16 protein-coding genes and 2 riboswitches are annotated in these 19,291 nt (G+C 67.5%); of the genes, 14 read left to right on the top strand and 2 right to left on the bottom strand.

The features are described 5' to 3' along the window. The first annotated feature begins 106 nt into the window (after positions 1–106). A riboswitch (glycine riboswitch) is annotated at positions 107–201 on the top strand. A gap of 1 nt (position 202) precedes the next feature. Continuing rightward, positions 203–301: riboswitch (glycine riboswitch) on the top strand. A 54-nt stretch (positions 302–355) separates the two neighbouring features. The 8 genes from ASD13_RS00360 to ASD13_RS00325 all read left to right on the top strand — a co-directional run bounded on the left by ASD13_RS00360 (position 356) and on the right by ASD13_RS00325 (position 10,901). Further along, positions 356–1,558, top strand: coding sequence for a glycine cleavage system aminomethyltransferase GcvT (locus ASD13_RS00360; protein ID WP_055864477.1), 1,203 nt, complete (start codon positions 356–358; stop codon positions 1,556–1,558). Next, positions 1,555–1,932 carry a glycine cleavage system protein GcvH gene (gene gcvH / locus ASD13_RS00355; protein ID WP_017828663.1) on the top strand — a complete coding sequence of 126 codons (378 nt, stop codon included), beginning with the start codon at positions 1,555–1,557 and terminating at the stop codon, positions 1,930–1,932. The genes ASD13_RS00360 and gcvH overlap by 4 nt, the downstream gene beginning before the upstream one ends. Further along, on the top strand, positions 1,910–4,843 hold the full coding sequence (gene gcvP, locus ASD13_RS00350) for an aminomethyl-transferring glycine dehydrogenase (RefSeq protein ID WP_055864474.1): 2,934 nt from the start codon (positions 1,910–1,912) through the stop codon (positions 4,841–4,843). The genes gcvH and gcvP overlap by 23 nt, the downstream gene beginning before the upstream one ends. Before the next feature lie 219 nt (positions 4,844–5,062). Continuing rightward, positions 5,063–6,694, top strand: coding sequence for a peptide ABC transporter substrate-binding protein (locus tag ASD13_RS00345; protein WP_157535551.1), 1,632 nt, complete (start codon positions 5,063–5,065; stop codon positions 6,692–6,694). 104 nt (positions 6,695–6,798) lie between these two features. Continuing rightward, complete coding sequence (locus ASD13_RS00340; protein ID WP_055864468.1) at positions 6,799–7,725, top strand: ABC transporter permease; 927 nt, start codon at positions 6,799–6,801, stop codon at positions 7,723–7,725. Next, a complete protein-coding gene (locus ASD13_RS00335) occupies positions 7,718–8,659 on the top strand; it encodes an ABC transporter permease (protein ID WP_055864465.1) in 942 nt (313 codons plus the stop codon). Before ASD13_RS00340 ends, ASD13_RS00335 begins: the two co-directional genes overlap by 8 nt. Beyond that, a complete protein-coding gene (locus ASD13_RS00330; RefSeq protein WP_055864463.1) occupies positions 8,656–10,329 on the top strand; it encodes a dipeptide ABC transporter ATP-binding protein in 1,674 nt (557 codons plus the stop codon). The genes ASD13_RS00335 and ASD13_RS00330 overlap by 4 nt, the downstream gene beginning before the upstream one ends. 2 nt (positions 10,330–10,331) lie before the next feature. After that, positions 10,332–10,901 carry a PH domain-containing protein gene (locus ASD13_RS00325; RefSeq protein WP_055864460.1) on the top strand — a complete coding sequence of 190 codons (570 nt, stop codon included), beginning with the start codon at positions 10,332–10,334 and terminating at the stop codon, positions 10,899–10,901. Positions 10,902–10,906: 5 nt separating this feature from the next. On the opposite strand, the gene ASD13_RS00320 is transcribed toward ASD13_RS00325, so the two are convergent. Beyond that, positions 10,907–11,713, bottom strand: a complete 807-nt coding sequence (locus ASD13_RS00320) for a CPBP family intramembrane glutamic endopeptidase (protein ID WP_055864457.1) — start codon at positions 11,711–11,713, stop codon at positions 10,907–10,909. Between the two features lie 102 nt (positions 11,714–11,815). On the opposite strand from ASD13_RS00320, the gene typA reads away from it, so the two are divergent. The 4 genes from typA to ASD13_RS00300 all read left to right on the top strand — a co-directional run bounded on the left by typA (position 11,816) and on the right by ASD13_RS00300 (position 17,589). Further along, on the top strand, positions 11,816–13,729 hold the full coding sequence (gene typA / locus ASD13_RS00315) for a translational GTPase TypA (protein WP_053095568.1): 1,914 nt from the start codon (positions 11,816–11,818) through the stop codon (positions 13,727–13,729). Between the two features lie 195 nt (positions 13,730–13,924). Continuing rightward, positions 13,925–14,821 carry a hypothetical protein gene (locus ASD13_RS00310; protein ID WP_055864454.1) on the top strand — a complete coding sequence of 299 codons (897 nt, stop codon included), beginning with the start codon at positions 13,925–13,927 and terminating at the stop codon, positions 14,819–14,821. Between the two features lie 99 nt (positions 14,822–14,920). Further along, complete coding sequence (gene glsA / locus ASD13_RS00305; RefSeq protein WP_055864451.1) at positions 14,921–15,967, top strand: glutaminase A; 1,047 nt, start codon at positions 14,921–14,923, stop codon at positions 15,965–15,967. Next, complete coding sequence (locus ASD13_RS00300; RefSeq protein WP_055864448.1) at positions 15,964–17,589, top strand: MFS transporter; 1,626 nt, start codon at positions 15,964–15,966, stop codon at positions 17,587–17,589. Before glsA ends, ASD13_RS00300 begins: the two co-directional genes overlap by 4 nt. A gap of 3 nt (positions 17,590–17,592) precedes the next feature. Here the strand turns inward: ASD13_RS00300 and ASD13_RS00295 are convergent, their stop codons facing one another. After that, positions 17,593–18,141 (bottom strand): helix-turn-helix domain-containing protein, encoded by a 549-nt coding sequence (locus tag ASD13_RS00295; protein ID WP_055864445.1) that lies wholly within the window; start codon positions 18,139–18,141, stop codon positions 17,593–17,595. Positions 18,142–18,245: 104 nt separating this feature from the next. Between ASD13_RS00295 and ASD13_RS00290 the strand changes: the two genes are divergently transcribed. Beyond that, positions 18,246–18,965 carry an AzlC family ABC transporter permease gene (locus ASD13_RS00290; protein ID WP_055864442.1) on the top strand — a complete coding sequence of 240 codons (720 nt, stop codon included), beginning with the start codon at positions 18,246–18,248 and terminating at the stop codon, positions 18,963–18,965. After that, on the top strand, positions 18,962–19,276 hold the full coding sequence (locus ASD13_RS00285; protein WP_055864439.1) for an AzlD domain-containing protein: 315 nt from the start codon (positions 18,962–18,964) through the stop codon (positions 19,274–19,276). The genes ASD13_RS00290 and ASD13_RS00285 overlap by 4 nt, the downstream gene beginning before the upstream one ends. The last annotated feature ends 15 nt before the right edge of the window (positions 19,277–19,291 follow it).

The raw sequence follows: 19,291 nt of genomic DNA, 5'->3' as shown, positions 1-19,291 counted from the left end.
ACGTTCGCAGCGGCCGAGGGCGCGACGGGAGCTTTGTTGTCGGGACGCAGGCCTCGGCGCGGGGGCCGCACCGGCTAGACTGAACCCACAACTGAAGACAGGCCGAATGACCCACGCGGGAGAGCCCCGGCGAACGCAGCCGGGCACCGAAGGAGCAAGCCTCCCCGCCAATCTCTCAGGTACGCGTACCGCGCGGTTCCGGCCACTCTGAAAAGCGATCCCGCGACCGCGCGGATCCGCCGACGGTGAAAGCCCCGCCTCCGTGCGCGGGTGAAACTCTCAGGCCTATGACAGAGGGGGAGTTCCGAGGAACGGCGATGCCGCCGTTCCGCCCGACACAGCCCGGGAGAACTCCATGTCCGACCCCCGCTACACCCCGCTCCGCGAACGCCATGAGGCGCTCGGCGCGTCGTTCACCGACTTCGGCGGCTGGCAGATGCCGGTGCGCTACACGTCCGACCTCGCCGAGCACCACGCCGTGCGCGAGAGCGCGGGCATCTTCGACATCTCGCACATGGCCGAGTTCCTGGTGACGGGCGAGGCCGCAGCGGAATTCCTCGACTACGCTCTGGCCGGCCGCATCTCGGCGATGCCGGTCGGGAAGGCGAAGTACTCGCTCCTGCTCGCGGAGGGCGGCGGCATCATCGATGATGTCATCGCCTACCGGCTGGCCGAGGACCGCTACCTCGTGATCGCGAACGCCGGCAATCGGGGCTTCGTCGACTCGGCATTCGCGAAACGCGTCCGTGATTTCCCGTCGCTCGTCGAGCGCGACCTCCCCGCTCGGGCACCGGGCGAGGAGCGCAGCTTCGCGGGGTTCCTCGGCGATCGCGGAGTCGACGTCGAAGACGTCTCCGACGACTACGCCCTCATCGCCGTACAGGGTCCGAACGCCGAGGCCATCCTCGCCGCGACCGCTGACATCACCGACGTGAGCATCCCCTGGTCCGAGCAGAAGTACTACGCCTGGGCGTCGGCGAACTACCGCGGCAAGCCGCTCCTCCTCGCGCGCACCGGCTACACGGGCGAGGACGGCTTCGAGCTTCTCGTCGCCGCTGACGACGCGGCGGCGCTGTGGGATGCCCTGCTCGCTGCCGGCACGCCGCACGGCCTCGTTCCCGCCGGGCTCGCCGCGCGCGACACCCTTCGCCTCGAGGCGGGGATGCCGCTCTACGGGCACGAACTGAGCCTTGACACCCAGCCGTCTCAGGCAGGCCTCGGACGCGTCGTCGTGACCGCGAAGGAGCACTTCGTCGGCAAGGCGGCGCTCTCCGCCGCCGCGGAGTCGACCGAGGCAGCGCAAGCGCCGGTCCTGGTCGGACTCGTGGCCGAGGGCAAGCGCGCCGGCCGCGCCGGATACGCCGTCGTCGACGAAGACGGATCGGTGCTCGGCGAGATCACGAGCGGGGCGCTCAGCCCCACGCTCGGTCATCCGATCGCGATGGCCTACGTGAAGCCTTCTTCCGCGGAAGAGGGAACCGCAGTATTCCTTGATGTGCGGGGCACCAGGATCCCCGCGACCGTGACCGCCCTGCCTTTCTACCGGAGGACCAAATGACCGATCTCGCCGCACTCCACTACACCGAAGAGCACGAGTGGATCGCCGCTGACGGCGACACCGTGACCATCGGCATCACCGACTACGCCGCCGAGAAGCTGGGCGACGTCGTGTTCGTCGAGCTCCCCGCCGTCGGCACCGAGGTCACCGCGGGAGCGGTCGTCGGAGAGATCGAGTCCACCAAGTCGGTCGGTGAGCTGTACGCACCGGTCTCCGGCACGGTCGTCGAGATCAATGACGCGGCCGTCGATGACCCGTCGCTGGTCAACGCGGCGCCGTTCGAGGGCGGATGGCTGCTCAAGGTCGCCGTCGCCGACGGCGCGCTGGATGGACTGCTCGACCGCGACGCCTATGTCGCACTCACGGAGGGCTGATTCGCCAGTGGTCACTTTCGCCGATCGTCACATCGGACCCACGGATGCCGCGCAGCGCACGATGCTCGCCGCCCTCGGTCTCGACAACGCCGGAGCGGACGATGCGCTGAGCCCGGTCGAGGCGCTCATGCGCCAGGCCGTGCCCGCGTCGATCTACACGGGCCCGTCATCCGAGGCGGCGGACGCGCCCTCGCGCATCCCGTCCGCCGCGAGCGAGACCGAGGCTCTCGCCGAGTTGCGCGCGCTCGCCTCGCGCAACACCGTGAACCGACCGATGATCGGCCTCGGCTACTACGGCACCATCACGCCGCAGGTGATCCAGCGCAACGTGCTGGAGAACCCGTCCTGGTACACCGCGTACACGCCGTATCAGCCGGAGATCTCGCAGGGGCGCTTGGAGGCGCTCATCAACTTCCAGACGATGGTCGCAGAACTCACCGGCCTCACCACGGCGAACGCCTCGATGCTCGACGAGTCGACGGCTGTCGTCGAGGCGATGCTGCTCTCCCGTCGCGCCTCGAAGTCGTCGTCGACGGTGTTCGCGGTCGACGCGGACGCGCTCCCGCAGACCAGGGCGATGCTCGCCACGCGCGCGGAGGCGCTCGGTATCGACATCGTCACCGTCGACTTCGCTGCGGGCGAGGAGCTGCCCTCCGAGCTGTTCGGCGTCTTCGTCCAGTACCCCGGCGCATCCGGACGGGTGTGGGATCCGTCGGCCGTCTTCGAAGCGGCGCACCTCTCCGGTGCTCTCGCGGTCGCGGCCGCCGATCTGCTCGCTCTCACGCTGATCGCCTCGCCCGGTTCCCTCGGTGCGGACGTGTCGGTCGGCACGACGCAGCGCTTCGGCGTTCCGATGGGCTTCGGTGGCCCGCACGCGGGCTACATGGCGGTCCGCTCCGGTCTCGAGCGTCAGCTGCCCGGCCGTCTCGTCGGTGTCTCGGTGGATGCCGACGGCAAGCCCGCCTACCGGCTCTCGCTGCAGACGCGTGAGCAGCACATCCGCCGTGAGAAGGCGACGTCGAACATCTGCACCGCGCAGGTGCTGCTGGCCGTCATGGCGTCGATGTACGCGGTCTACCACGGACCGGACGGGCTCCGGGCGATCGCCCTGGACGTGGCCCGCAAGGCGGACGCTCTGGCCACCTGGCTCATCGAGCTCGAACTCGACATCGAGCACCGGGAGTTCTTCGACACTCTCCGTGTCCGCGTGCCGGGCCGCGCCTCCGAGATCGTCGCCACCGCGCACGACGCGGGCTATCTCCTCCACGAGGTCGACGCCGACACCGTCGGCGTCTCGGTCGACGAGACCACGACGTTCACCGACCTCGACCGGGTCGCGGGCTGCTTCGCGTCGGGTACAGGGCGCTCTTTCGGCTACATCGCCGCTTCCGAGCACGGCCGGCTTCCCGAGGCGCTGCTGCGTCAGGACGAGTACCTCACGCACCCCGTCTTCCACTCGCACCGCTCGGAGACCGCCATGATGCGGTATCTGAAGAGCCTCTCCGACCGCGACTACGCGCTCGATCGCGGCATGATCCCCCTGGGCTCGTGCACGATGAAGCTCAACGCGGCGACCGAGATGGCAGCCATCAGCTGGCCGGAGTTCGCCGGTATCCACCCGTTCGCTCCGGCCGCCGACGTGCAGGGCTACCTCGAGCTCATCGAGCAGCTCGAGGGCTGGCTGGCCGAGGTCACGGGGTATGACGCGGTCTCGCTGCAGCCGAACGCCGGTTCGCAGGGTGAGCTGGCGGGCCTCCTCGCCATCCGCGGCTATCACCACGCGAACGGCGACGCGCACCGCACGGTGTGCCTCATCCCGTCGTCGGCTCACGGCACGAACGCGGCCTCGGCCGTGCTCGCGGGCATGAAAGTCGTCGTCGTGGCGACGGACGAGCTCGGCAACGTCGACCTCGACGACCTGCGCGCGAAGATCACCCTGCACGCCGACGACCTCTCCGCTCTCATGATCACCTACCCCTCCACGCACGGCGTGTACGAGGAGCAGGTCGTCGAGATCACGGCCGCTGTGCACGACGCGGGCGGACAGGTGTACGTCGACGGCGCGAACCTCAACGCGCTGCTGGGCTATGCGCGCTTCGGCGACCTGGGCGGCGATGTCTCGCACCTCAACCTGCACAAGACCTTCGCCATCCCGCACGGCGGCGGCGGGCCCGGCATCGGACCGGTGGCGGCGAAGTCCCACCTCGCGCCGTTCCTCCCCTCGCACCCGCTCGCACAGAGCGCCGAGCACTTCGGCGGCTACACGTTCGGCGGCGGCGTGATCTCCGCAGCTCCGTACGGATCCGCGGGCATCCTGCCGATCTCCTGGGCGTACGTGCGCATGATGGGAGCCGATGGACTGCGTCGGGCCACCGCTGCGGCCGTGCTGTCGGCGAACTACATCGCGGAGCGTCTCAGCGCCCACTTCCCGGTGCTCTACACCGGCGAGAACGGCCGCGTGGCGCACGAGTGCATCCTCGACCTCCGCCCGCTCAAGGAAGCGACCGGCATCACGGTCGACGATGTCGCCAAGCGCCTCATCGACTACGGCTTCCACGCGCCGACCATGTCCTTCCCCGTCGCGGGAACCCTCATGGTCGAGCCGACCGAGTCGGAGGACCTCGACGAGATCGAGCGGTTCGTCGAGGCGATGGTCATGATCAAGGCCGAAGCTGACGCGGTCGCCGCCGGACGCTGGCCCGCGGACGACAACCCTCTCGTGCACGCGCCGCACACCGCGGTGTCGCTCATCGCGGGGGAGTGGAACCATGCGTACTCGCGAGAGGATGCCGCCTATCCCGTGCACGCCCTGGTCGCCGGCAAGTACTGGCCGCCGGTGCGTCGCATCGATCAGGCGTACGGCGACCGCAACCTGGTGTGCGCCTGCCCGCCGGTGGAGGCATTTGCCTGAACCACGTGCTCATCTGAGCAGACGGTGCCGCGCTTCTGTATGGGAGCGCGGCACCGTCTGCTGTTTCGCGGTGTTTCCCCGGTGTTACAGATGGTCACCACTCAGTAACAGTTCGTTAGCTGAAGAGGACGGTTCGCGAACCGGCGGGTTACGCTCAGGTATCCCTGCGTGCTCGACGATGCGCACGCAGAACCCCGAATGTCCACAGGAGGACACAAAGTGAAGCGCAACAAGATCGCCCTTGCGGGCACCGCGTTGTTCGTGATCGGCGCCCTGGCGCTCGCGGGCTGCGCCAGCGGCGGAAACGAGTCGAACGGCGACGCCGGCGGAAACGTCAACGCGGACGCCATCATCACGACCAACGGATCCGAGCCGGAGAACCCGCTCATCCCGACCAACACCAACGAGGTGGGTGGCGGAAAGATCCTCGACGAGATCTTCGCAGGGCTGATCTACTACGACGCCGAGGGCAAGCCGGTCAACGACGTGGCTGAGGAGATCACCACCGAGGACCCCCAGAACCTCACGATCAAGATCAAGGAAGGCCTGACCTTCACCGACGGTGAAGAGGTCACGGCCGACAACTTCATCAAGGCGTGGAACGAGGGCGCGAAGCTCTCGAACGGCCACCTCTCCAGCTACTTCTTCGAGGACATCGAGGGCTTCAGCTACGACGAGGACTCCGAGCTCACCGGCCTGAAGCAGGTCGACGACTACACCTTCACGATCGCGCTCAACAAGCCGGCCTCCGACTTCGCGCTGCGTCTCGGCTACTCGGCGTTCTACCCGCTGCCCGATGTTGCATTCGAAGACATGGATGCCTTCGGTCAGAACCCGATCGGCAACGGCCCGTACAAGATCGCCGACGAAGACGCGTGGCAGCACGACGTCCAGATCGAGCTCGTCCGCAACGACGACTACGACGGCGGACGCAAGGCGGCCAACGGCGGCCTCACCATCAAGTTCTACGCGACGCAGGAAGCGGCGTACGCCGACCTGCTGTCGAACGAGGTCGACGTCATCGACGCGATCCCGACGAACTCGCTGGCCGTCTTCACCGACGAGCTCGGCGACCGCGCCGTGAACCAGCCCTCCGCTGTGTTCCAGTCGTTCACCATCGGCCAGTTCCTGCCGCACTTCAGCGGCGAAGAGGGCAAGCTGCGTCGTCAGGCGCTGTCGATGGCGATCAACCGTGACGAGATCACCGAGACCATCTTCTCGGGCTCGCGCACCCCGGCGAAGGACTTCACGTCGCCGGTCATCGCCGGCTGGTCCGACTCGGTCCCCGGCAGCGAGGTCCTCGACTACGACCCCGAGAAGGCGAAGGAGCTGTGGGCCGAGGCCGACGCCATCGCCCCGTGGGAGGGCACGTTCAAGATCGCGTACAACGCCGACGGCGGACACGACGCATGGGTCGACGCTGTGAGCAACAGCATCAAGAACACCCTGGGCATCGACGCATCGGGCGACCCGTACCCGACCTTCCAGGACCTCCGGTCCAAGGTCAACGACCGCACCATCACCACCGCCGCACGTTCGGGATGGCAGGCCGACTACCCGGGTCTGTACAACTTCCTCGGACCGCTCTACGCGACCGGCGCCGGTTCCAACGACGGTGACTACTCGAACCCCGAGTTCGACGACCTGATCAAGGCTGGCATCAGCAACCCCGACGCCGACGCGCAGATCGAGGACTTCACGAAGGCGCAGGAGGTTCTGTTCCAGGACCTGCCCGCGATCCCGCTGTGGTACTCGAACGTGACCGGTGGCTTCAGCGAGAACGTCGACGACGTGACGTTCGGCTGGAACTCGGTTCCGCTGTACTACGAGATCACGAAGGCCGGCGAGTAAAGCCCGACGGCACTTCACCTGTGAGGCGGTGACGATTCTTCGTCACCGCCTCACAGGCTTGTGTTCGCCTCGCTTCTCTCACCCCTCTAAGAAGGGACAAGCGGATGCTCGGTTACATTCTGAGACGTCTTCTGCAGGTGATCCCGGTCTTCTTCGGAGCCACCCTGCTCATCTATTTCCTCGTGTTCGCCATGCCCGGCGATCCGATCCTCGCCCTGTTCGGGGACAAGACCCCGAACCCCGCTGTCCTCGAGCAGCTGCGCGAGCAGTACCACCTGAACGATCCGTTCATCGTCCAGTACTGGTACTACATCACCGGTGTCCTCCAGGGTGACCTGGGCACGACCTACTCCGGTCGCCCGGTTTCGGCGGTCCTCGCCGCCACCCTCCCCGTCACAGGGCGCCTCGCCGTCATGGCGATCGCGATCGAGTTCACGCTGGCGATCATCATCGGAACCATCTCGGCGCTGCGCAAGGGCAAGCTGTTCGACAACGTGTCCCTCGTCGTCGCCCTCGTCGCGATCGCGATCCCCATCTTCGTGGTCGCGTTCCTCGCGCAGTACTTCCTCGCGATCCAGCTCGGGTGGTTCAAGCCCACCGTGGGCGCGGACAACGACTGGGGTGGGCTGTGGCTCCCGGCGATCGTCCTCGGGTTCAGCCTCTATGCGGTGAGCATGCGTCTGATGCGCAGCTCCGTCATCGAGACTCTGAACCAGGACTGGGTGCGCACCGCGTACAGCAAGGGTCTCTCCCGTAACCGGGTGCTTCCCGTGCACGTGCTGCGCAACTCGCTGATCCCCGTCATCACCAACTCCGCCACGAACTTCGGCGTGCTGCTCGTCGGCGCCACCGTCACCGAGGGAATCTTCAACGTCCCGGGTGTCGGTAACACGCTGTTCCAGGCGATCCAGCGCGGCGAAGGCCCCACTGTGGTCTCTTTCGTGACGGTATTCGTCATCCTGTACGTGCTGGTGAACCTTCTCATCGACCTGCTCTACGGTCTGCTCGACCCGAGGATCCGCTATGCCTGATTCCACACCTCAGCACTACGTCGCCCCGGTGGAGACTGAGTCGATCTCCGTCGACGCCGTCCGTATCTCGGACAAGCCCAGCAACCTGTGGAGGGACGCCTGGTTCGACCTGCGCCGTCGCCCCCTGTTCTGGTTCTCGATCGCGCTCGCGCTGTTCTTCCTCGTGATGGCATTGTGGCCGACGCTGTTCACCTCCACACCGCCCAACGAAGGCTGCCAGCTCTCCAACAGCAACGGCGGTCCGACCGAGGGGCACCCCCTCGGATTCACGTTCCAAGGGTGCGACATCTACGCCCGCATCGTGTGGGGATCGCAGACGTCGCTGGCTGTGGGCCTGATCGCCACCGTGATCTCGTCTGTGCTCGGCCTGATCATGGGAGCCCTCGCCGGTTTCTACGGCGGCTGGCTCGACGGACTGCTGTCGCGCATCGGTGACATCTTCTTCGCGATCCCGTACATCCTCGCGGCCGTCGTCGTGATGACCGTGTTCCGGGACGCCCGGTCGGTGTGGACTCTCGCGTTCGCCATCGGGGCGTTCGCCTGGGCCTCGACCGCGCGTGTCGTTCGGGCGGAGGTGCTCCGCGTCCGCCAAGCCGACTTCGTGATGGCATCGCAGGCGCTCGGGCAGTCGAAGTTCAAGATCCTGTTGAACCACGTCGTCCCGAATGCGATCGCTCCGCTCCTCGTCGTCTCGACGCTCGGCCTCGCTGGGGCCATCGTCGCTGAAGCCACGCTCTCGTTCCTCGGGGTGGGGCTCGGTAGCGACGTGATGTCGTGGGGCAACGACATCGCGAAGGCTCAGGCCTCGCTGCGCGTGGCGCCGATGGCACTCATCTATCCGTCGATCGCCCTCACCCTCGCGGTGCTGGCATTCGTCACCCTGGGCGAGCTCATCAGAGACGCCCTCGACCCGAAGGCGAGGGCACGCCGATGAGCGAGCGCGTCACCGAACAGGTCCCTCTGCTGAGCGTCCGCGACCTCACGGTCGCCTTCCGCACCCAGGAGGGGCTGCGCGAAGTGCTCCACGGAGTCAGCTTCGACATCATGCCGGGCGAGACCGTCGCCATCGTCGGCGAGTCGGGATCAGGCAAGTCCACGACGGCCACGGCCATCGTGAACCTGCTTCCCGGAACCGGAGAGGTCACCGCGGGGTCCATCACCCTCGACGGGCGAGAGCTCACGACACTGAACCGCCGTGAGATCGAGGCCGTGCGCGGTCGGGACATCGGCTTCGTGCCGCAGGACCCGATGTCGAACCTCAACCCTGTCTGGAGCATCGGATTCCAGGTCAAGGAGGCGATCCGTGCGAACGGCATCGCCCGGGATCGCGGGAGTGCCAAGGCACGCACGGTCGAGGTTCTGCAGCAGGCAGGCCTGGCCGATGCCGAGAAGCGACTGCATCAGTTCCCGCACCAGTTCTCAGGCGGCATGCGTCAGCGTGCGCTGATCGGTATCGGGCTCGCGGCAGACCCCAAGCTGCTCATCGCCGACGAGCCGACCTCGGCTCTGGACGTGACGGTGCAGCGCGTGATCCTCGACCACATGGCCTCGCTCACCCGCGACAAGGGCACCTCGATGCTCCTGATCACGCACGACCTTGGCCTCGCGGCCGAGCGTGCGAACAAGATCATCGTGATGAACGGCGGCAACATCGTCGAGGCAGGGCCGAGCCGCCAGATCCTCGAAAACCCTCAGCACCCCTACACGAAGCGCCTGGTCGCTGCGGCGCCCAGCGTCGCGTCGCAGCGCATCCAGGCAGTGGTGGAGGACCGAGGCATCGAGACGATCGAAGACCTCGCCGCCATCCCCCCGACGGTGCGTGTCGCGGGGCTCACGAAGGACTATCGGATCCGTCAGGGAGGGTTCCGCAGCGAGGCCTTCCGAGCGGTCGACGATGTGTCGTTCGAGATCCCCCGAGGAAAGACGCTCGCTCTCGTGGGCGAATCGGGCTCCGGCAAGTCCACGGTGGCGAAGATGGTGCTGAAGCTCGAGGAGCCCACCAGCGGCACCATCGAGATCGACGGCCGGGACGTGTCGAAGCTGTCGAGCGCTCAGGCGTTCGGCCTGCGTCGTCGCATGCAGCCGGTCTTCCAGGACCCGTACGGCTCGCTCGATCCGCTGCGCAACATCGGCAACACGATCGCCGAGCCGCTGCAGATCCACGGCGTGGGCGATCGCGCATCGCAGCGCGAACGCGTCGAGGAGCTGCTCGATCAGGTCTCGCTGCCGCGCGTGCTCGCCACTCGGTACCCGAACGAGCTGTCGGGCGGACAGCGTCAGCGCGTCGCGATCGCGCGTGCACTGGCACTGAAGCCCGACATCATCGTGCTCGACGAGGCCGTCTCGGCGCTCGATGTGCTCGTGCAGGACCAGGTGCTGCAGCTGCTCGCCGAACTCCAGTCCGAGCTCGGGCTCACGTATCTGTTCATCACGCACGACCTCGCGGTCGTCCGCGTGTCGAGCGACCTCGTGTGCGTCATGGAGAAGGGCAGGATCGTCGAGCAGGGCACTGTCGACGAGATCTTCGCCAACCCGCAGCAGGAGTACACCGACCGTTTGCTCAAGGCGATCCCCGGGGCGTCGATCCCTCTCGGCGGTCGCTGACGGTGACCGAACCACAGCATCCCGAGGGCGCGCGAACATATCGCGCGTCCTCGGGACTGGTCATCCTGATCCCGAGCACGCTGCTCGCGTTGTTCCTTCTCGGCGACACCGTCGTGCGAGGGAGCTGGGTGCAGATGCTGCTCATCGCCCCGTGGGTGCTGCTGGCTCTGTGGGTCGTCTACGAGCTCAGCTACGTCTCCTCGGTTCGGGTGGATCCCGAGGGTGTCGTCGTGCAGAACATGCTGCGCCGTACCAGCTTCGGCTGGAACAACGTGCGCGACATCGACCTTCGCTGGCAGCTCCAGTTCTCGCTCGACGACGGACGAGACCTCACCTGCTACGGTGGCCCCGCCCGTGCCAGGCCACCGCGCCCCGCACGGGGTGACGCCGCCGAGCCCAAGGCTCCCGCCGGCCTCCGCGCCCTCACGGACATCCGCGATCTCTGGGAGGCGGCGCCTCCCGTGCCCACGTCGATCCGTCGCACCTGGGACGCCCCCGCGCTCATCGCACTCGCCGTGATCGTGCTCTGGGCGATCGGGGCGATCATCGTCGCCGGCACCGCCTCGCCCTGAGCTGATCAGCCAGGCAACCCGAACAGCTCGGGCCAGGTGGCCGCCGCCCACGGATATCCCACGAACGCGGCGGCGTCGATGACGAAGTGCGCCACGAGGAACGGCATCAGCCGGCCCGTCCTCTGATACAGCCATCCGAAGAGCAGGCCCATCGCGAGGTTGCCGATGAACGCCGGATACCCCTGGTAGAGGTGGTAGCTGGCCCGCAGGACCGACGTGGAGACGATGATCGTCCACGGACTCCAGCCGAGCTGCCGGAGCCGCGTGAAGAGGTATCCGAGCAGGACGAACTCCTCCTGCAGCGATGCCCGCGCCGCTGCCAGCAGCAGCACCGGCACGGTCCACCAGTAGGCGTCGATCCCGGCGGGGTCGATCGCGACCGTGAGCCCGAGAGCCCGGCCGGCGAGGTAGAGGCCGAGGCCGGGGATGCCGATCGCCAGGACGAGGAGGACACCGCGACCTGCATCCTTCGCGACCCCCGTGCCGTCGAGCCCGAGTCGCGCCAGGTGCGGGCGTCCGGACTGCCACAACAGGAAGCACACCAGCAGCACGGGCACGAGCGAGAAGCCGATCGCGAGTACCTGGTAGATGAGGTCGAAGATCTCCCTGTCGCTTCGCGAGGGATTGAGCTTCGCCACCTGCTCGGCGAGCGGCACCTCGTCGGTGAGGCGGTAGGCGAGCTGCACGATCGCGTACACGGCGGACTGGCCGAGGCCGAGAGCCAGGACGATCGCGATCTCCACCCACAGCCGGGCACGGGACGGGGCGGGGGAGAGGTCGGGGAGGTCCCACGGAGCCTGCGGTCGGGTCACGATCTCGATGCTACGACCTGCTTTTCAGGAACAAGCCCTGAGCTTGCGTTATCCTGGAACGTCGGCTTCCCGGCGAAACCCCACATCTTTTAGGACACCTGTATGGCGCACGCCCTCCGTTCTGACCTCCGCAACGTCGCGATCGTGGCGCACGTCGACCACGGCAAGACCACTCTCGTCGACGCCATGCTGCGTCAGACGGGCTCCTTCGGCGAACACGCTCACGTCGACGAGCGCGCCATGGACTCGAACGATCTGGAACGTGAGAAGGGCATCACGATCCTCGCCAAGAACACGGCGATCACGTACAAGGGCAAGCACGCCCAGGGCAAGGAGATCACGATCAACGTGATCGACACCCCCGGTCACGCCGACTTCGGTGGCGAGGTCGAGCGCGGCCTGTCCATGGTCGACGGTGTCGTGCTGCTCGTCGACGCGAGTGAGGGCCCGCTGCCGCAGACCCGCTTCGTGCTGCGCAAGGCGCTCGAGGCCAAGCTCCCCGTCATCCTCCTGGTCAACAAGACCGACCGCCCCGACGCCCGCATCGCGGAGGTCGAGGAAGAGGCGCACGACCTGCTGCTGGGTCTCGCCTCCGACCTGGTCGACGATGTGCCCGACCTCGATGTCGACGCTCTCCTCGACGTGCCGGTCGTCTACGCCTCCGGTCGTGCCGGTGCCGCATCGCAGAACCGTCCCGCCGACGGATCGCTGCCGGACAACGACGATCTCGAGCCGCTGTTCGAGGCGATCCTCGAGCACGTTCCCGCGCCCGCGTACGACGACGAGCACCCGCTGCAGGCCTGGGTCACCAACCTCGACTCCAGCCCGTTCCTCGGCCGTCTCGCACTGCTGCGCGTCTTCAACGGCACGCTGAAGAAGGGCCAGACCGTGGCCTGGGTCCGCGCCGACGGCACCCACCAGAACGCGCGCATCACCGAGCTGCTGAAGACCCGTGCCCTCGAGCGCTACCCCGCCGATTCCGCCGGCCCCGGCGACATCGTCGCCATCGCCGGCTTCGAGAACATCACGATCGGCGAGACCATCGCCGACCCCGAAGACGTGCGTCCGCTGCCGGCCATCACCGTCGACGACCCCGCCATCTCGATGACCATCGGCACCAACACCTCGCCCCTCATGGGCAAGGTCAAGGGCCACAAGCTCACCGCTCGCATGGTCAAGGACCGTCTCGACAAGGAGCTCATCGGCAACGTGTCGCTCAAGGTCGTCGACATCGGGCGTCCGGATGCGTGGGAGGTGCAGGGCCGTGGAGAGCTCGCGCTCGCCATCCTCGTCGAGAACATGCGCCGCGAGGGCTTCGAGCTCACCGTCGGCAAGCCGCAGGTGGTCACGAAGAAGATCGACGGCAAGACCTACGAGCCGTTCGAGCACCTGACCATCGACACTCCGGAGGAGCACCTCGGAGCGATCACCCAGCTGCTCGCGAACCGCAAGGGTCGCATGGAGAACATGACCAACCACGGCACCGGCTGGGTGCGCATGGAGTTCATCGTTCCGTCGCGCGGCCTGATCGGCTTCCGCAGCGAGTTCCTGACCACCACCCGCGGCACCGGCATCGCGAACGCGATCTCGCACGGCTACGAGCCGTGGGCCGGTTCCATCACGACGCGTCAGAACGGCTCGATCGTCGCCGACCGTCAGGGTGTCGTCACTCCGTTCGCCATGATCGCCCTGCAGGAGCGCATGTCGTTCTTCGTGCAGCCCACGCAGGAGGTCTACGAGGGCATGGTCATCGGCGAGAACTCCCGCGCCGACGACATGGACGTCAACATCACCAAGGAGAAGAAGCTCACCAACATGCGTGCGGCGAGCTCCGACACCTTCGAGTCGATGACGCCTCCGCGCCAGCTCACTCTGGAGGAGAGCCTCGAGTTCGCCCGCGACGACGAGTGCGTCGAGGTGACCCCCGAGGTCGTCCGCATCCGCAAGGTGAACCTCGACGCGAACACTCGTGCGCGTGAGACCGCCCGCCTGAAGCGCCAGGACGCGAACGTCTGAGACCCGTCTCGGAGATGCTCCGAGTGAGAGGGCCTCGTGCCGCCGAAAGGCGAGCATGGGGCCCTCTTCTCATGTAAATCCCAGGTGAGGGATGGTTTTCGTTCAGGTTCATGGTTCAGAGTGGTTCACTTGCGCCTGGGACGAGCTCCCGATGAGTCTCCTGCAAGGGCGTACGACCACCCGAAAGTCGAACCCATGCTTCACAAGACCCGTGCGCTTCGGCGCGCCTCCGCGGCAGCCTCGGCCCGAAACGCCGCGCACCGCCCGATGACCATCCTCGGCGTCGCCTCGGCCGCCCTCGTCGGCATCACCTTGAGCGTCGGCCTCGCCTCCACCCCCGCCGTAGGTGCCATGAACGCCGCGTCCGCCGTCACCGCTCCCGCCCTCGCCGGCGCCGAGCCGCTCGCGCAGATCACGGAAGACGCCTCGACGACCCTGGCGCAGGCGAAGGGCGCTGTGGCGGCGGCCGAGACGCTGGAGTCCGAGGTCGTCGCCTCCGGGCTCGACGTCGGCGTCGTCACGACGATCGACACCTCCGACCTCGTCAGCCACATCGACAAGCTGGATGACAGCGACGTGACTCCGGTGCTTCTGGTGGGCATCCTCGCCGACAAGGCGGAAGAGGAGACGGCGGACGTCGTCGCCGATACCGCAGAGCTGAGCAGTGCACTCACCGCGGCGCAGCAGAAGCAGGCGGAGGAAGAGGCTGCGAGGATAGCGGCGGAGCAGGCGGCAGCGCAGGCCGCCGCGGAGCAGCAGGCGGCGGCCGCGCTGGCCGCAGCCAATACGCCGGAGGGCGCCAAGGCCTCCGCGCAGCAGATCATGTCGAGCACCTACGGATGGGGCGGCGATCAGTTCTCCTGCCTGAACTCCCTGTGGAACAAGGAGTCCGGCTGGAACTACCAGGCGTACAACCCGAGCGGTGCCACCGGCATCCCGCAGGCGCTTCCCGGCAGCAAGATGGCGTCAGCCGGATCCGACTGGCAGACGAACGCCGCCACTCAGGTCGCCTGGGGACTGGGATACATCTCGTCGGTGTACGGCACTCCGTGCAGCGCATGGGCGCATTCGCAGGCCATGAACTGGTACTGATCCCCGCCCGTGCTCCCGAGGATTCTCTAGCCATCGGCGGGCGTCGAGCGCTACGGTGACTCTGACGACCTGGGGGCGTCACGGATCCGAGGAGGAGATGTGCTCGACCCGGCAGCGTGGCGCGATGTGCCGCAGGAGGTCTCCACCGGCTCCCTGCCGGGGTGGGATCGCGTCGAGGAGATCGTGCGCGACGCGCACTCCCGCTATCGCGGGGAACGCGGCGGCACCGTCGCCGACTACATCCCCGTGCTCGCCGAGGTCGATCCGGAGCTCTTCGGTCTGGCGGTGATCGAGGTCGGTGGCGGGCTGCACGATGCCGGCGACGCTCTGCATCCTTTCTCCATCCAGTCGATCTCGAAGATGTTCGTCTACGCCCTGGCGATCCAGGAGCACGGCCATGAGCGCGTGCGCGACATCGTCGGCGTGAACAACACCGGACTCGCCTTCAACTCCGTCGTGGCGGTCGAGCTCAACGACGGGCATCCGATGAATCCGATGGTCAACGCCGGTGCGATCGCCACGACCGCCCTCATACCCGGCGCCACCGCGGTCGAGCAGTGGGAGCGCGTTCGTGAGGGGCTCTCCGCCTTCGCCGGGCGTCCGCTGAGTCTCGACGGGGTGGTCTACGCATCGGAAGCGCAGACGAACGACCGCAATCGCGCTCTCGGTCGTCTGCTGCGCAGCTATGGTCGGCTGTCGGGCGATCCCGACGAGGTGGTCGACGTCTACACGCGTCAGTGCGCCTTGAGCGTCACGGCTCACGATCTCGCTGTGATGGGGGCGACGCTCGCCGACGGGGGAGTGAATCCGGTCACCGGAGAGCGGGTGGTCTCGGAAGAGGTGTGCCGCGACACTCTCGCTGTCGTCGCGTCGACGGGGTTGTACGAACGATCCGGCGACTGGCTGTTCGAGATCGGGCTCCCGGCGAAGTCCGGTGTCGCCGGCGGCATCGTCGCTGTCGCACCCGGCAAGGGCGCGGTTGCCGGATTCTCGCCGCGACTGGACGAGGCCGGGAACTCCATCCGCTCGCAGATGGCCATCGGGTACCTGTCACGTGTTCTGGGGCTGAACCTCTTCGCCTCGGCCCCGGCGCGTCGTGAAGCCTCCGCGACCGCACCCTCACCCGCACCGCAGGAGCAGTCATGACCCAGACGCAGCCGGAGCAGACCAAGACCTCGTGGTTCCCGATGGTCAGCCTGTTCCTCGCACAGGTGCTGATGTCGTTCAACGTCGCCGCGCTGCCGATCTCCCTCGGCGGCATGGTGAGCGAGTTCGGCGTCCCGCCCACGGTCGCGAGCACGACGATCGTCATGTACGGGCTCGCCGTGGCCGCGCTCGTGATGACAGGCGCGAAGCTCGGTCAGAGGATCGGCTGGGTGCTCATCTTCCGGATCGTGATCGCGCTGTTCGCGGCCTCCTCGGTGATGATGATCCTGGCGCCCACGGTGTGGTGGGCGATCGCCGGACAGGCCGTCGCCGGCGCGGCCGCAGCGATCATCGTGCCGTCGATCGTGGCACTCATCGCCGAGAACTACCGCGGCCAGCAGCAGGCGACCGCCATCGGCGCCATCGGTTCGGCGCGCGCGATCTCGGGTGTCAGCGCCTTCCTGATCGGCGGCACCCTGGGGACCCTGGTCGGCTGGCGGCCGATGTTCTTCATCGTGCTGGGGATCGCCGTCGTCGTCTTCGCACTGAGCTTCACCCTGCGCGGCGATCGCGGAGACGCGTCGATCCGCATCGACCTCGTCGCCTCACTCCTCATCGGCGCGGCGATCGTGCTGCTGACGCTCGGGTTCAACAACCTGAACTCCTGGGGTGCCGTGGCGGCGACGGCCGACGCCCCCTTCAACGTCATCGGGCTCTCGCCTGCCCCCGTCTTCATCGTGGTGGGGCTGGTACTCGGGCAGGCCTTCTTCCTGTGGACGCGGAGACGGATGTCGGAGGGGAGGGTTCCCCTGATCGATCTGAGCGTGCTCGGCTCGTCGCGTGAGCGGGCCGCCGTGTATGCCATGTTCATCGTGGTCGCCCTGGAGGCGTGCGTGAACTTCACGATCCCGCTCTACATCCAGATCGTGCAGGGCAGGACCCCGTTCGACACCTCGATGGCGATGATGCCGTTCAACCTCACCGTCTTCGTCACGGCCACGCTCGTGGTGCGGCTGTACCGGCGCTTCCCGCCGCGGACGATCGGCGTGGTCGGCTTCATCCTCACCACGGTCGCGCTGGTGTGGTTGTCGTTCGTCGTGAACAACAACTGGGAGACCATCCCGACGATCGCCGGGCTCATCGTCTTCGGCATCGGACAGGGCGCGCTGGTGACGCTGGTGTTCAACGTCCTCGTGACGGCGGCCCCCGCCGAACTCGCCGGAGACGTGGGTTCGCTGCGCGGCACCACGCAGAACCTCGCCTCGGCCGTCGGTACCGCGCTCGCAGGGGCGCTGCTGGTCTCTCTTCTCGGGCTCAGCATCGGTCGCGCTGTCGTCGAGCACCCCGAGCTTCCGCCGTCACTCGTCGCACAGGTCGACATGGACAACCTCAACTTCGTCAGCAACGACGATCTCCGTGCCGCGCTCGAGGCCACGGACGCGACGCCGGAACAGGTCGACGCAGCCGTCGCCGTGAACGAGGAGTCCCGGCTCGGCACTCTCAAGCTCGGCCTGCTCCTGCTCGCGGGTATCAGCGCGCTGGCGATCCTCCCGGCTTCGCGGCTCCCGCAGTATCGGCCGCACGAGATCCCCGACCCGTCGCCGGCGGCCGGGTCGGAGTGACGCTCAGCGCAGCTCGGAGATGAGCACCGCGCTGGTGCCGGGCGCGGTCGCCTCGAAGATGTGCGGAGCATCTCCGGCGTAGGTGAGGTAGTCGCCAGGGCCCAGCAGCGCGGGCTCGTCGACCGGGCCGATCCGTGCCTGTCCCGTCATCATGATCACGTGCTCGATCGTCCCGGGGTGATGGGGGTCGGAGCGGCGGGCGTCGCCCGGCTCGGCCTGGATCAGGTAGATGTCACGGCGGGCGCCGGGAGGGCTCGCAGACAGCAACGTCGCGCTGTACGCGGCTGCGGAGGACGGAACGCCCGCGAGGTCGTCTGCGCGGATGAGGGTCGGCGCGTTGGCCTGCTGATCGACCAGCACGGCGAAGGGTACGCCGAGCGCCACGCCGAGCGCCCACAGCGTCTCGACGCTGGGGTTGCCTGCTCCGCTCTCGAGCTGGGACACCGTCGCCTTGGAGATGCCGGCTCGTCGAGCGAGCTCGGACACCGACAGACTCGCCGCCTCTCGCTCCCGACGCAGGGTGCGGGCGATGCGTGTGCGAAGTTCCTCCATGTGTTCATCATGTCAAACGTTCGTTCGCTTGACTATCCGTGCGCTGGTGTTCAGAATTATGATCATGTGTTCAGTGAAGCGAACAGTGGTTCGAGTGGTGTGTGATGACCGCCGAGCGTGAGGTCTGGCGCGAGTCGCTCGGCGTCGTTCTCGCGACCAGTGCCTACGGCATCTCTTTCGGCGCCCTCGCCGTGGCCTCGGGTCTCGACGTCTGGCAGACGTGCGTGCTGAGCCTGCTGATGTTCACCGGAGGATCCCAGTTCGCCTTCGTCGGCGTCTTCACTGCGGGCGGCGTCGCCGCGCTGCCCTCGGCAATCGCCTCGGCGGCGCTTCTCGGGGTGCGCAACGTCGCCTACGGCATGCGGATGTCGCCGATCATCGGGGGAGGGCCCGTGCGCAAGGCGGCTGCGGCGCACTTCACGATCGACGAGTCGACGGCGGTGGCGATCTCGCAGAGCGATCCGCGGCTGCGGCAGGTCGGATTCTGGGTGACGGGGATCGGCGTCTTCGTCGGCTGGAACATCACCACCCTCGTCGGGGCACTCGTGGGCGACGTGCTCGGCGACCCCAAGGCCTGGGGGCTGGATGCGGCGGCGGCTGCGGCATTCCTCGCTCTGCTGTGGCCGAGACTCCGCCAGCGTCAGGCCGTCGTGGTCGGCATCGCCGCGGCTGTGGTCGCCGCGGCCTTCACCCCGATGCTGATGCCCGGACTTCCGGTACTCGTCGCCGCGGTGGTCGCGATCGCCGTCGGCTGGTTCAACTGGATGGGGCGGCCTGCGACATCGGTCGAGACGACCGACGCGGGACCGGAGGCGACGTCATGACTCTCTGGAGCGCCATCCTCCTCGCGGCGGTGATATGCCTCGCCCTCAAGGCTGCCGGCTACCTGGTGCCGCCCCGGGTGCTCGAGGCGCCGCGCACGGCCCGCATCTCTGATCTTCTGACGGTGGCGCTCCTGGCGGCTCTCGTGGCTGTGCAGACCTTGGGGGACGGGCAGGCGATCACCGTGGATGCGCGCGTGCCCGCTCTGCTGGTCGCGGGCGGGCTGCTGTGGCTGCGGCAGTCCTTCCTCGTGGTCGTGGTGGCGGCTGCGGTGGTGGCCGCCCTCCTTCGTCTGTTCGGAGTCGCGGCCTGACCCTGCCAGGTTCTG

Origin of the sequence: Microbacterium sp. Root1433D1 (assembly GCF_001426835.1) — a bacterium.
Lineage (GTDB): Bacteria > Actinomycetota > Actinomycetes > Actinomycetales > Microbacteriaceae > Microbacterium > Microbacterium maritypicum.
The sequence above is the reverse complement of the archived record's forward strand: the minus strand, read 5'-3'. Positions and strand labels throughout refer to the sequence as shown.

Bases quoted from the DNA above. Each gene is read 5' to 3' on its own strand.
- ASD13_RS00360 (WP_055864477.1), top strand. From the start codon at position 356: ATGTCCGACCCCCGCTACACCCCGCTCCGCGAACGCCATGAGGCGCTC.
- gcvH (WP_017828663.1), top strand. From the start codon at position 1,555: ATGACCGATCTCGCCGCACTCCACTACACCGAAGAGCACGAGTGGATC.
- gcvP (WP_055864474.1), top strand. From the start codon at position 1,910: ATGTCGCACTCACGGAGGGCTGATTCGCCAGTGGTCACTTTCGCCGAT.
- ASD13_RS00340 (WP_055864468.1), top strand. From the start codon at position 6,799: ATGCTCGGTTACATTCTGAGACGTCTTCTGCAGGTGATCCCGGTCTTC.
- ASD13_RS00335 (WP_055864465.1), top strand. From the start codon at position 7,718: ATGCCTGATTCCACACCTCAGCACTACGTCGCCCCGGTGGAGACTGAG.
- ASD13_RS00330 (WP_055864463.1), top strand. From the start codon at position 8,656: ATGAGCGAGCGCGTCACCGAACAGGTCCCTCTGCTGAGCGTCCGCGAC.
- typA (WP_053095568.1), top strand. From the start codon at position 11,816: ATGGCGCACGCCCTCCGTTCTGACCTCCGCAACGTCGCGATCGTGGCG.
- ASD13_RS00310 (WP_055864454.1), top strand. From the start codon at position 13,925: ATGCTTCACAAGACCCGTGCGCTTCGGCGCGCCTCCGCGGCAGCCTCG.
- ASD13_RS00300 (WP_055864448.1), top strand. From the start codon at position 15,964: ATGACCCAGACGCAGCCGGAGCAGACCAAGACCTCGTGGTTCCCGATG.
- ASD13_RS00295 (WP_055864445.1), bottom strand. From the start codon at position 18,141: ATGGAGGAACTTCGCACACGCATCGCCCGCACCCTGCGTCGGGAGCGA.
- ASD13_RS00290 (WP_055864442.1), top strand. From the start codon at position 18,246: ATGACCGCCGAGCGTGAGGTCTGGCGCGAGTCGCTCGGCGTCGTTCTC.
- ASD13_RS00285 (WP_055864439.1), top strand. From the start codon at position 18,962: ATGACTCTCTGGAGCGCCATCCTCCTCGCGGCGGTGATATGCCTCGCC.